Origin of the sequence: Gemmobacter fulvus, assembly GCF_018798885.1 — a bacterium.
GTDB classification, from domain to species: Bacteria; Pseudomonadota; Alphaproteobacteria; order Rhodobacterales; family Rhodobacteraceae; genus Gemmobacter; species Gemmobacter fulvus.
The window spans coordinates 289563-302306 of record NZ_CP076362.1 but is presented as its reverse complement, the minus strand read 5'-3'; the positions used below and the strand labels follow the sequence as shown (position 1 = coordinate 302306).

Below are 12744 nucleotides of genomic sequence, written 5' to 3'. Positions count from 1 at the left end.
ATGGCCAAAATCACAGCAGATTTCCGGGCTGCGGCGGAACGTGGCGATGCGCCCTTGCTGCCCGCCGAACGGCTCTGGGGCTTCTGGGAGTTCTCCTATGCCAATGCCGCACTGGCGATTGCCACCTGGGCCTTTCTGATCGGCGGCGCGGTCGGGCTTTTCGTCGGCCCGAAGGAAGGCATCGCCGCCATCGTCATCGGCAATATCATCGGCGTGGTGCTGACCGCGCTTGCCACCTGCGCGCCTGCCGGAAAATACGGCATCGAGCAGTTCATCGCCCTGCGCAGCCAGTTCGGCACCCATGGCAGCCGCCTCGTCTATGTGCTGGCGGTGGTGTTCCTGACCATGGGCTGGCTTGCGGTGCTGGCGATGATGTTCGGCCGCTCCATCGACGGGCTGACCGCCATTGTCGGCAGCACCGAAGCCTCGCCCACTGGCGTGAAAATGACGATTGCCGCCCTTGGTGCGATCCTGCTGACCTGGTTCATCGTGGCCAGGGGCCCGACCTCGATCAAGATCTTCAACATGGTGGTGTCGCCCGCCTTGGCGGTGCTGATGGTCTGGATGCTCTATCTGCTGCTCAGCAAGCACAGCTTTGCTGATCTGATGGCGATGCCGGCCCTCGCGCCGCCGTTCGAGGATAGCACCCTGAACTTCATCATCGCCATCGAGGTCAACCTCGCCGCCGGGTTTTCCTGGTGGCCTTATATCGGCAATCTCGGGCGGCTGACCAAGACGGAACGCACCGCCTTCTGGCCCAATATCCTCGGCATCTTCGGCGCCGCCGCCCTGGGCGAGATCGTCGGCCTGCTGGCCGCCGTCGCGCTTGGCCAAAGTGATCCCACCATCTGGATGACCCAGATCGGCGGGCTGGCCGTCGGCCTGATTGCGCTTGGCTTCGTTGCCTTCGCCAATATCACCTCGATGGCCAATATCCTCTACACCTCGATTGTCGGGCTGCGTCAGGTCGGCACCGAGGGTCTGCGCAAGCTGCGCTGGGAGGTGATCCTCGGGCTGTTCTGTGTGATCCCGCTGATCCTCGTGCTGTTCTTTCCCGGCATGTATGACGGCTTCTTCATCTTTCTGGTCTGGACCTCGGCGCTGAACAGTGCGCTGGCGGGTATCGGCATCGCCGACTATTTCTTCCTGCGCCGCCAGAAGCTTGACCTGCGTGGCCTGCATGCGCCCGATGACCGTTCGCCCTACCGGTTCCTTGGCGGGTTCAACCCGATCGGGCTCTGCGCGCTGGCGGTGGGCTTCGTGGTCTATGTCTGGATCTTCAACCCGCAAACCCTCGAAAGCGCCGCGGTGTTCAAATATCTCACCGCGTCGATCCCGTCCTGCCTTGCCGCCGGTCTGGTCCATTTCGGGCTGACCAAGGCCTTTGCCCGCGCCGCCGGCTGGGGTGCCTACCCCAGGGCCTGACGCACCGCTACCGGGGAAGGCCCGCGTGCCTTCCCCCCCTCTACCCCATGACAGATCAGGAGCACGCCCATGCCGGACACGTTCGATTACATCATCATTGGCGCGGGCTCGGCTGGCTGTGTTCTGGCGAACCGGCTCAGCGAAGACCCGATGGTGTCGGTGCTGGTGCTGGAATTCGGCGGCAGTGACCGCAGCATCTTCATCCAGATGCCCACGGCGCTGTCGATCCCGATGAATGGCACGAAATACAACTGGAAATATGAAACCCTGCCCGAACCGGGCCTTGATGGCCGCCGCATCCATTGTCCGCGCGGCAAGGTGCTGGGTGGGTCGTCCTCGATCAACGGTCTGGTCTATATGCGCGGCCACGCCCATGATTTCGACGAATGGGAGGAGCAGGGTGCGCGGGGCTGGGGCTATGCTCATTGCCTGCCCTATTTCCAGCGCGCCGAAACCTGGGCCGAGGGCGGCGACAGCTATCGCGGCGCTGACGGACCGCTGGCCACCAATGCGGGCAACAGGATGAAGAACCCGCTCTACGGCGCTTTCGTCGAGGCCGGGCATCAGGCCGGTTACATCAAGACCGACGATCCCAACGGCCATATGCAGGAAGGCTTCGGCGCGATGCACATGACGGTGAAGGACGGGGTGCGCTGGTCCACCGCCAATGCCTATCTGCGCCCGGCGATGCACCGCCCGAACCTCACGGTCATCACCCACGCCATGACCCGCCGTATCCTGCTGGAGGGAAAACGCGCCATCGGGGTGGAATATGAGGCTGACGGCACGCGCCAGATCGCCCATTGCAACCGCGAGGTCATTGTGTCGGCCGGCCCCATCGGCTCGCCGCATCTGCTGCAACGCTCTGGCATCGGGCCGGGGGCGGTGCTGCAACAGGCGGGTGTCGCGGTGCTGCATGATCTGCCCGGCGTGGGTGAAAACCTGCAAGACCATTCCGAGGTCTATATCCAATATGCCTGCAAGGAGCCGATCACCCTGAACGGCAAGATGGGCCTGTTCAGCAAATTCCTGATCGGGGTCGAATGGCTGCTGTTCAAACGGGGGCTGGGGGTGAGCAACCATTTCGAGGCGGGTGGCTTCATCCGCTCTGACGCGGCGCTGGCCTGGCCCGACATCCAGTTCCACTTCCTGCCCGCCGCCATGCGCTATGATGGCAAGAAGCCGCTGAAAGGCCATGGTTTCATGGTGCTGACCGGACCGAACAAACCCAAGAGCCGCGGCCATGTCCGGCTGCGCAGCGGGGATCCGAATGACCATCCCGATATCCTGTTCAACTACCTTGACCGCGAGGAAGACCGCGAGGGCTTTCGCCGCTGCCTGCGCCTGACCCGTGAAATCATCGCCCAGCCCGCGATGGACCGGTATCGCGCGACAGAAATCGCCCCCGGCCCCGAGGTGCAGAGCGATGAAGAGATCGACGCTTTCGTGCGGCAGACCATGGAAAGCACCTATCACCCCTGCGGCACCTGCCGGATGGGCGAAGATGCGCTGGCGGTGGTGGACAGTGAATTGCGCGTGCGTGGGCTTGACGGCCTGCGGGTGATCGACAGTTCGGTGTTTCCGACCGAACCCAATGCCAACCTCAATGCCCCCACCATCATGCTGGCCGAACGCGGCGCCGACATGATCCGGGGCCGCCCGCTGCTGGCGCCCTCGAATGCCGCCGTCGGCATCGCGCCGGGCACCGGCGTCAGCCAGCGCAGCGCTGCGCCGCTGCGGCGGCTGGACAGATAGAGGGGCTTGTCGTCTGGACTGGCGCACCGCCCCTCGGCCCGCCGAACCTGATCAAGATCCTGTCGCGTCTCGGATAGAGCCGCCCGTCATCGCGGGCGGCTTTGCCGCGTGCAGATCGCAATATCCGGCACATCACCGCCACCACCTGAAGCCGGGCCTGGTCTAGTCTGGTGGGCAGAGGTGCAGAACAGATATCGCCTCCTCGTCAAATTTAGGTTGACTCAAGCATCAATATTGTTGCAAGAATTAACTATATGGAGGGAGATCAGATGAGCGCAAGACTCACCATCTGCGAATGCTTTGCGCGGGACGGGTTGCAGCACGAGGATCAGGTGCCGGATACCGGCACCAAGGCCCGGCTGATCGGCCTGTTCGCCGCCGCAGGATTCCCCCGCATCGAAGCGACCAGCTATAGCCACCCCGGTCAGGTTCCGGCCTTTGCCGATGCGAGCGATCTGCTGCGGCAGATGCCGCGTCGGGCTGGCGTCTGGTACAAGGCCACCTGTCCCAATCAGCGTGCGGTGGATCGGGCGCTGGCCGATCAGGCGGCGGGGCATGGCGCGAATGAACTGAGCCTGCTGGTCTCGGCCACCGAAAGCCATACGGCGCGCAACCTTCGGACCACGCGGGCCGAACAATGGCAACGGGTCGAACAGATGGCGGCTCTGGCGCGCGGCAGGGTCCGGCTGGTCGGCGTGATCTCGATGGCGCTTGGCTGCCCGTTCGAAGGCGAGGTTGACCCCGGCCGTGTCATCGAGGATGCGGCGCGTTTCGCCGACCTGGGCGCGGCGCTGCTGGCGGTGGGCGACACGGTTGGCAGCGCTTCGCCCGCGCGGGTGCGGCATCTGTTCCGGCGGTTGGCCGCAGAGGTGCCGGGCATCGTGCCGGTGGCACATTTCCACGACACCCGTGGCGCAGGTATCGCCAATTGCATGGCCGCGCTTGAGGCCGACTGCGTCGATTTCGACAGCGCCATGGGGGGGGTCGGTGGCCATCCCCGGCAGATTTCCTACGGGCAGGGCGAAACTGGCAATGTTGCAACCGAGGATTTGGTCGCGCTGCTGGATCGTGAAAATCTGAACCACGGAATCGACCTTGATCTGATGATGCAAGCGTCAGCCGCCTGCGAGGCGGCGCTTGGCAGAAACCTGAACAGCCGGGTGGCGCGGGCCGGGGCCTTTGCACCCATGCAAGCGGAGACAGTCTGACGTGGAAAATCTGGTCCTGAAAGAAGACCGTGGCGCGGTGCGCATCCTGACACTGAACCGCCCCGAGAAGATGAATGCGCTGAACACCGCGCTGACGCAGGGCGTGCTGGACGCGATGCTGGAGGCCGACGCCGCGACACACATTCGCGCGGTGGTTCTGGCCGGGGCAGGGCGCGCCTTCTGCGCCGGGGCGGATCTGGCAGAGTTCCGGCATCTGACGCCCGACCAATCCGATGCGGTCATCAAACGCGCCGATCTGACCTGCCGGGTGCAGATGGTGATGAGCCAGATTTCCAAGCCGGTTGTTGCGGCGGCGCAGGGCCCGGCGGTGGGCGGTGGCGCGGGGTTGGCGATCGGCTGTGACATGACGGTGGTGGGTCGTGACCTGAAATTCGGCTACCCCGAGGTCAAGCACTCCATTGTTCCGGCGCTGGTGATGACCGGGCTGGTGCGCGGGCTGGGCCGTAAACAGGCGTTCGAGATGATCAGCCTTGGCCGCCTGATCGGCGCGGATGAGGCGCTGGCGCTGGGGCTGGCCAACCGCATCGCAGACGACCCGCTGGCCGAGGCCCTCACCATCGCCGAGGCCTGGGCCGCCGCCGAACCGCGCGCCATGCGGGCCGCCAAGCAGCTATTTTATCGCGTGTCAGACCTGCCGACCGAGGCGGCGATGCAGGTCGGGCGCGACGTGAACGCCATGATGCGCTCGTTCCGGGAGCCGAAGCCATGAGGCCGCTTGATGGCATCCGCGTGCTGGATTTCTCGCGCGTGCTGGCGGGGCCGATGGCCACGCAGATCCTCGCCGACTATGGCGCCGAGGTGACCAAGGTCGAACGTCCCGGCACCGGCGACGAAAGCCGCACCTTCGAGCCGCATTTTCAGGATGGCCCCAGCGCCTATTACAGCGCCTTCAATCGCGGCAAACGGTCCATCGCGCTGGATCTGAAATCGCCCGAGGGCCGCAAGCTGGCTTTCGATCTGGCCGCCGGAACCGATGTGGTGGTCGAAAATTTCCTGCCCGGTGAAATGGCGAAATACGGTCTGGATTACGCCGCGCTGTCGGCGGTCAATCCGGGGTTGGTCTATGTCTCGAACACCGGGTTCGGGCAGAGCGGGCCTTACCGCAACCGCAAGGGCTATGACACGATCTTTCAGGCGCTGTCGGGGGCGATTGACCTGACGGGCCAGCCGGACGGCCCGCCTGCCAAGGTGGGGTTGCCCTTTGCCGATCTGACCTCGGGGCTGTGGATTGCGATTTCGGTGCTGACCGGGCTGATGGGGCGGGCGCAGTCGGGGCGGGGAACCCATGTCGATCTGTCGATGATGGATGTGCAGGTCAGTCTGCTGGGGCTGCCTGCCGCGCGGTATTTTGCCTTGGGCGAGACGCCGACCCGCACCGGCACCGGGCATCTGGGCCGGGTGCCAAGCGCCGCCTATGCCTGCCGCGATGGCGGCTGGCTGTTCATCAGCGCCTCGGACCAGCATTGGGAACCGCTTTGTGCCGAACTGGGCCTGGATGCCCTGCTGGCCGATGCCGAACTGGCCCGGAACCGTCACCGCGTCCGTCGCCGTGATGCGGTGGAGGCCGCGCTGCGGGAGGCTATTGCCGCACGCGACCGCGCAGAACTGGCCGAGGCCCTGCGCGCGCGTGGTGTCCCGGCGGGCGAGGTGAACACCGTGCCCGAAATCCTGAACGATCCGCATACGCAGGCGCGCGAGATGATTGACCATTTCGATGTGCCGGGCCGGGGCGCGACGCCCGGTCTGCGCAATCCGGCGCTTCTGTCTGGCTGGGACGCGGCGCGGTTTTCCCCCCCGCCACAGCTGGGCGAACATTCGCGCCAGATCCTGTCGAAGGAGCTGGACCTGACCGAAGATGAAATCGACGCACTTTTCCGCAAAGGAGCCGTAGCGTGAGCCACCCCCTTGTGACCCTGCGCCTGTCCGACCGGCGCGCCGATGTGATCCTGTCGCGGCCCGCAGCCCGGAACGCGCTGAATTTGCAGATGTGCAAAGAGCTGATCACCGCCTTTGACACCATCGCGCGCACGCCCGAGATCGCCATTGTCGTGCTGTCGGCCGAGGGGCCGGTGTTCTGCGCCGGGGCCGACATGAAGGAACGCGAGGGCCGGGATGAAGCCTGGGTGATGGCCCGTCGCCGTGCCTCGTTCCGGGCCTATGATTGCATTGCGGCTTGTGCCGTGCCTGTGGTCTGCGTCGTGCAGGGTGCTTTGGTGGGATCAGGCGGGGAAATCGCGATGAGCTGTGATTTCATTATCGCCTCCGATGCGGCAAGCTTCCGGTTTCCTGAACCCCAATGGGGCACGGTCGGCGCGACGCAGCGGCTGCAACGGGCCATCGGCGTCGGTCGTGCCAAGGAACTTTTGTATACGGGCCGCGTCATGGCGGCGGATGAGGCGCTGGCGCTTGGCCTCGTCGCGCGGCTGGTCCCCTCCGCGTCGCTGGCCAGTGAAGTCGAGGCGGTGGTTGACCGTATTCTGGCAGCGCCCGCGCTGGCAATGCGCCTGACCAAACATTGCGTGGATCAGGGCAGCCGCACCGATCTGGCAAGCGGCATCGCCATCGAGATGTCGGCCATCGAACGCAACCTGCAACAAAGCGATTGGCGCGGCGGCGTCGCCCGCTTTTCCGGGATCGTCGGGTCGGGCAAGAAGGAGGCAGGGGCATGAACTTTGATCCCGCAACCCTCTGCCCGGTGACAGTGGCCGAGGCCCTGCGCCGCGCGCGCAGCCTGGCCCCCACGGTCGAGGCGATTGTCGCTCCCGATGGCCGCCTGACCTTTGCAGAGCTTGATGCCGAAGTGGCGCGGGTGCGTGCCGCACTGGCGGTGGCGGGGGTCAGGCGTGGCGACCATGTCGGCATCTGTCTGGGCAATGGCACCCGGTTCCTGACGCTGTTTCTGGCACTTGGCACGCTGGGCGCGGTGTCGGTTCCGGTGAACACCCGGCTCAAATCCGAGGAGATTGCCTATGCCCTGCGCCAGTCGCGGGTGACGCGGTTGTTCACCGCCGACCGGCTGCTGTCGTCGGATTTCATCGCCTTGCTGCGGCGGATTGCGCCGGGGCTGGATCATGGCCTGCCGGACGCCGCCTTGCCCGATCTGCACACGGTCGTGGTTGACGGCGACACAGTGCCGGCGACCTGCGGATCCTGGGATGATTTCATGGCCGGGGCGGGGGCCGATCCGGGCGCTCTGGCCTGCGCCGATGATATGATGCTGATCCAGTATACCTCGGGCACCACGGCCTTTCCCAAGGGGGTGATGCTGCGGCAGGGCGCGATGCTGGCGAACGGCTTCGTGTCGGGTCAGCGGATGGGGCTGCGCTGTGGCGACCGTTTCCATTCGGCGCGGCCGTTCTTTCACGTTGCGGGCACCACGCTGTCGATCCTGTCCTGTTTGCAGAACCTGACCACGCTGGTCACCATGCGGCGGTTTGAACCCGCCGAGGCCCTGCGCCTGATGGAAGCGGAGCGTTGCACGCATTTTTCGGGCAATGACACCATGGCGCTGATGCTGCTGAACCATCCCGACCGGCCCGCGCGCAAGCTGTGCCTGCGCGGGGCCTGGGTGGCGGGGGCCGAAACCGCTCTGCGCCGCGTGGCGCTGGAACTGGGCGCGACCGAAGTTGTGTCGGGGTATGGTCTGTCCGAAGCCTCGCCCAATGTCGCGCAATCGGCCTGGTGGGAGCCGATGGAGCAGCGTTTCAAAGGGCTGATGTCGCCACAGCCGGGGCTTGAGGTGGTCGTCACCGATCCGGCCTGCGGGGCGGTGCTGCCCACGGGCGAAGTTGGCGAGATCCGCGTGCGGGGCTGGTCGGTGATGCCGGGCTATTTCGAGATGCCCGAGCGCACCGCCGAGACGCTGACCGCAGACGGCTGGCTGCTGACCGGCGATCTGGGCCGGATGGACGGTGAGGGCCGGCTGGAGTTTGTGGGCCGGTTGAAAAACATCGTCCGTGTCGGTGGCGAGAACGTCTCGCCCGAAGAGGTCGAGAACATCCTGCACCGCCACCCGGCGGTCAAGCAGGCGCAGGTCGTGGGCGTCCCCGACGCGCGGCTGGTCGAGGTCTGCGCTGCCTTCGTCGTTCTGAACGCGCAGACAACCACCGATCCCGCCACCCTGTTGGCCTGGAGCAAGGAAGAAATGGCGGGTTTCAAGGTACCGCGCCACCTGTGGATCGTCGACAGTTTTGACGACATCGGCATGACCGCCAGCGCCAAGGTGCAAAAGACCCGGCTGGCAGAACATGCCATCGCACTGCTGCACACAGCGGAGACGGTGCAATGACCCGGGATCCGGCGCAAGGCGCGGGTGGCGCCGCAGGGTTGGTGACGCAGGGCGATTGGCCTGCCGATGTGGCGGCTTTTTGCGACGCGACGCGGGTCCTGCTGACCTCTGACGCCGCGCGCAACAGCCCGCCCGAGGTCGCGGCAGAATGCGCGGAAATGGCGCGGCTGCTGGCCGGTGTCACCGCACCCATCTGCAATCCGCAGGCGCACGAACTGCCTGCGGTGCGGTTCCTGCACCCAGCCCTGCAAACCGTGGCACCGGGGCCGTTGCAGCATCTGGCAAGCACGGTGGCGGCGCTGGCCGGGGGGCTGTGGTGGCGCAACAAATACCGCAACAGCGACGCCCGGCTGTATGACCGCTTCGGCTTTTGTGATCTGGTCGGCCCGGACGGGGTGCAAGCGTCGGATCAGGTCACGCTGGGGTTGGTGATCGTCGGGCCACAGACGCTGTATCCGCTGCATGAACACCCGGCGCGCGAGCTGTATCTGGTGCTCGCGGGCACGGCGGATTGGGCGGTGGACGACACGCCCTTTGCCCCACGCCCGCCCGGAGCCTTCCTTCTGCACCATGAAATGCAGCCCCATGCCATGCGGACCGGGGATGAGACCCTCTTAGCCTTGTCGATGTGGCGCGGCGATATCCGCGCGCCGTCGCGCTTTAGCGAACCCAAGCCCTGAATGACATCAGCGCCGGCCCAACGGCGCGTCTCCCAACATGCCGAGGACATCATGGTAGCCCAACAGACGCAGACCCTGTCTGCCCCCTTTGTCGAATTCCGAGATATTTCAAAGACCTATGACGGCGCGAGCAATGTCGTCGACGGCCTGTCACTGTCCATTCAGCGCGGCGAATTCGTGACGCTGCTGGGCCCCTCGGGGTCGGGCAAGACGACGCTGCTGATGATGCTGGCCGGGTTTGAAAACCCGACCGGCGGCGAAATCCACCTTGCGGGCAAGCGGCTGGACCGCACCCCGGCCTACAAGCGCAACATGGGCGTGGTGTTTCAAAGCTATGCGCTGTTTCCGCATATGACGGTGGCGCAAAACATCGCCTATCCGCTGAAACAGCGCCGCATCCCGAAGGGCGATATTGATCGCCGGGTCGAAACGGCGCTGGAAAAGGTTCATATGGGAAAATTCGCCAGCCGCCTGCCGACCCAGCTTTCGGGCGGTCAGCAGCAGCGGATCGCACTGGCGCGCGCGCTGGTCAGCGAACCCGATGTGGTTCTGATGGACGAACCGCTGGGCGCGCTGGACAAACAGCTGCGCGAGCATATGCAGATCGAGATCAAGCGCCTGCACGAAGAACTGGGCATGACGGTCGTCTATGTGACCCATGATCAGTCCGAGGCGCTGACCATGTCGAACCGCATCGCCGTATTCAACCGCGGCACCATCCTGCAAATCGGCACACCGCAGGAGATCTATGAAGAGCCGAACTGTTCCTTCGTTGGCAACTTTATTGGCGAGATCAACAACTTCCACGGCAAGGTTACAGCGGTGGAGGGCGCTTTCGCCCGGGTCCGCCTGTCCTGCGGGACCGAGGTTCAGGGCCTGAACGTGCTGAATGCGGTGATCTGCCAGACCGTCAATCTGGCGGTTCGCCCCGAGCGTCTTGCGCTGGCTGCCGATGGTCAGGGCGGCCTCGGCGCGGTGCGCGGCGTGGTGCGCACGCTGATCTATCATGGCGACCATCTGCGGTATGAGGTCGAGGTCGCGGGCTGCAAGGGCATCACCGCCCGCAGCAGTCTGGAACGCACCGACCGCTTTGAACCCGGCACCGCCATCGACCTGAGCTGGCCGCGCGAACGCGCCCGGGTTCTGGACCGGGAGGAGGGGAAATGAGCGCACCGCAGCCTGACCTGCGCCGCGCAATGCGGCGGGCCGAACGTGGGCGGCAGTTGACCGCCTTTCTGATGGTGCTGCCGCTGCTGGCATTTCTCGGCGTGGTCTTTGTCGCCCCCATCGCCACGACGCTGACCAAATCCATCGCCAGCCCGGATGTCAGCAACGCCTTGCCGCAGACCTCTGCCATGCTGCTGAACTGGGACGGCACCAGCCCCCCGACCGAGGACATGGCCGCCATCATGGTTCCGGAAATCGCCGGGGCCTATGCTGCAAAGACCATTGCCGCCGCCGCCACCCGCATCAACGAGGAACAGCCCGGCATGCGCAGCGTGATGATGCGCGCGGCGCGCGAGGCGGGCGAGATGCAGCCGCCCTATCTGCAAGCGCTGACCGATCTGGACCCGGCTTGGGCCGAGACCGAGCGTTGGGTGCATCTGCAAGCCACCGCCACCCCTTACACCGCGCGGTATCTGCTGGCGGTGCTGGACCTGCGGCGCGATCAGGGCGGCGTGATCGCTGCGGTTCCTCCCGATCAGGCGCTGTATCTGGATTACCTGAAACGCACGCTGGTCATCAGCCTGTCGGTGACCTTGCTCTGCATCGTGATCGGCTATCCGGTTGCCTATTTCGCGGCCCATGCCCGGCCAGTCACCGCGCGGATCGTGCTGGCCTGCGTGCTGTTGCCGTTCTGGATCTCGGTTCTGGTGCGGACGGCGGCATGGATGACGCTGTTGCAGCGCGAGGGCATGGTGAACAGCTTCTTGCTGAAGGCAGGTCTGATTGACGCGCCACTGGAGCTGATCTTCAACAGGCTGGGCGTCTATATCGCGATGGTGCATGTGCTGCTGCCCTTCGTGGTGCTGCCGACCTACAACGCGATGCGCACCATTCCGGCGGCGCATGTGATGGCGGCTATGTCGCTGGGGGCGCGGCCATTTGCGGCCTTCCGAACGGTCTATCTGCCGCAATCGCTGCCCGGTGTCAGTGCGGGGGCGCTGCTGGTCTTCATTCTTGCGCTTGGCTACTACATCACCCCCGCGCTGGTCGGGGGCGCGCAAGACCAGATGCTGAGCTATCTGATCACACAATTTGCGCTGAATCTCGGCAATTGGGGCATGGCCAGCGCTGCGGCGGGTCTGCTGCTGCTGACCACCATTGTCGTCTATGTCGTGTTCCGCAAGGCGTTCGGCGCCCGCGGCTTCACCGTCTGAGAGGTCGATATGAACCCCCCGAAAAACCCGATTGTGCTGACCGTCTTCACCCTTCTGGTCTGCCTGTTTCTGGTCGTTCCGATTGCGATCATCATGCCCTTGTCGTTCAGTTCCGGCAGCTTTCTCAGCTATCCGCTGCCGGGCCTGTCGCTGCGCTGGTACGAGACGGTGTTGCAGCCGACGCCCTGGCTTGCAGCGGTCAAGAACAGCCTGATCATTGCTTTGGGCGCAACGGCGATTGCGACCACGCTGGGCACGCTGGCGGCCTACGGGCTGACCATCGCCAATTTTCCGGGCCGGGGCATCATCATTGGCATCCTGATCTCGCCGCTGATCGTGCCGATGGTGATTGTGGCGCTTGGCATCTATTTCATGTTCGCGCGCATGGGGCTGAGCGGCACATTCACCGGGATGATCCTGGCACATGCCGCCATCGGTGCGCCCTATGTGGTGATTACCGTCAGCGCCGCTTTGCGCGGGTTTGACAGGCGGCTGGTGCTGGCGTCCTCCAGCCTCGGCGCGCGGCCTGTGACCACGTTCCTGTCGGTCATTCTGCCGCTGGTGGCACCGGGGGTGATCTCGGGCGCGCTGTTTGCCTTCATGACCTCGTTTGATGAGGTCATCATCGCGCTGTTCATTGCCTCGCCCGCGCAGTTCACCCTGCCACGGCAGCTTTTCTCGGGCCTGCGCGAGCAGCTTGACCCCTCGATCATCGCGATTTCGACCTTGGTGATCGTGTTCACGGTCGGTCTGCTGGCCGCCTATGAGGTGCTGCGAAGCCGGGCCGCGCGCAACCAGATCCTGCGATGATATTTGATGATGTTGACTACAATATAGTTTACAACATCACCTAATTAAACGTAACCTGAACAGGCTGGGAATCACTGCGGGATCTTGTGGCAAGCGCCTCTGAAACCGCAGCGATCCGGGCGATGCCACAGAAGGACAACGATTTTTCTGTGTCGGCTGCGCGCTGTCAGGCCAGC

11 protein-coding genes are annotated in these 12744 nt (G+C 64.9%); all 11 read left to right on the top strand.

What is annotated here, in order from left to right; genetic code table 11:
- The 11 genes from KM031_RS17870 to KM031_RS17820 all read left to right on the top strand — a co-directional run bounded on the left by KM031_RS17870 (position 1) and on the right by KM031_RS17820 (position 12568).
- Positions 1-1425: a purine-cytosine permease family protein gene (locus KM031_RS17870; protein ID WP_215505160.1), complete on the top strand. Its 1425-nt coding sequence runs from the start codon at positions 1-3 to the stop codon at positions 1423-1425.
- 69 nt (positions 1426-1494) lie between these two features.
- Positions 1495-3180 (top strand): choline dehydrogenase, encoded by a 1686-nt coding sequence (betA, locus tag KM031_RS17865; protein WP_215505161.1) that lies wholly within the window; start codon positions 1495-1497, stop codon positions 3178-3180.
- Between the two features lie 269 nt (positions 3181-3449).
- The gene (locus KM031_RS17860) at positions 3450-4388 is read left to right on the top strand and encodes a hydroxymethylglutaryl-CoA lyase (protein WP_215505162.1); all 939 of its coding nucleotides are present in this window, start codon (positions 3450-3452) and stop codon (positions 4386-4388) included.
- Between the two features lies 1 nt (position 4389).
- Positions 4390-5118 (top strand): enoyl-CoA hydratase/isomerase family protein, encoded by a 729-nt coding sequence (locus KM031_RS17855; RefSeq protein ID WP_215505163.1) that lies wholly within the window; start codon positions 4390-4392, stop codon positions 5116-5118.
- Complete coding sequence (locus KM031_RS17850; RefSeq protein ID WP_215505164.1) at positions 5115-6305, top strand: CaiB/BaiF CoA transferase family protein; 1191 nt, start codon at positions 5115-5117, stop codon at positions 6303-6305. Before KM031_RS17855 ends, KM031_RS17850 begins: the two co-directional genes overlap by 4 nt.
- Complete coding sequence (locus tag KM031_RS17845; RefSeq protein WP_260692155.1) at positions 6302-7078, top strand: enoyl-CoA hydratase/isomerase family protein; 777 nt, start codon at positions 6302-6304, stop codon at positions 7076-7078. Before KM031_RS17850 ends, KM031_RS17845 begins: the two co-directional genes overlap by 4 nt.
- The gene (locus tag KM031_RS17840) at positions 7075-8697 is read left to right on the top strand and encodes an AMP-binding protein (protein ID WP_215505165.1); all 1623 of its coding nucleotides are present in this window, start codon (positions 7075-7077) and stop codon (positions 8695-8697) included. Before KM031_RS17845 ends, KM031_RS17840 begins: the two co-directional genes overlap by 4 nt.
- Positions 8694-9377 carry a dimethylsulfonioproprionate lyase family protein gene (locus tag KM031_RS17835; RefSeq protein ID WP_215505166.1) on the top strand — a complete coding sequence of 228 codons (684 nt, stop codon included), beginning with the start codon at positions 8694-8696 and terminating at the stop codon, positions 9375-9377. Before KM031_RS17840 ends, KM031_RS17835 begins: the two co-directional genes overlap by 4 nt.
- A 51-nt stretch (positions 9378-9428) precedes the next feature.
- A complete protein-coding gene (locus tag KM031_RS17830; RefSeq protein ID WP_260692154.1) occupies positions 9429-10544 on the top strand; it encodes an ABC transporter ATP-binding protein in 1116 nt (371 codons plus the stop codon).
- Positions 10541-11758, top strand: a complete 1218-nt coding sequence (locus tag KM031_RS17825) for an ABC transporter permease (protein WP_215505168.1) — start codon at positions 10541-10543, stop codon at positions 11756-11758. Before KM031_RS17830 ends, KM031_RS17825 begins: the two co-directional genes overlap by 4 nt.
- 9 nt (positions 11759-11767) lie before the next feature.
- The gene (locus KM031_RS17820; protein WP_215505169.1) at positions 11768-12568 is read left to right on the top strand and encodes an ABC transporter permease; all 801 of its coding nucleotides are present in this window, start codon (positions 11768-11770) and stop codon (positions 12566-12568) included.
- Positions 12569-12744 lie beyond the last annotated feature (176 nt).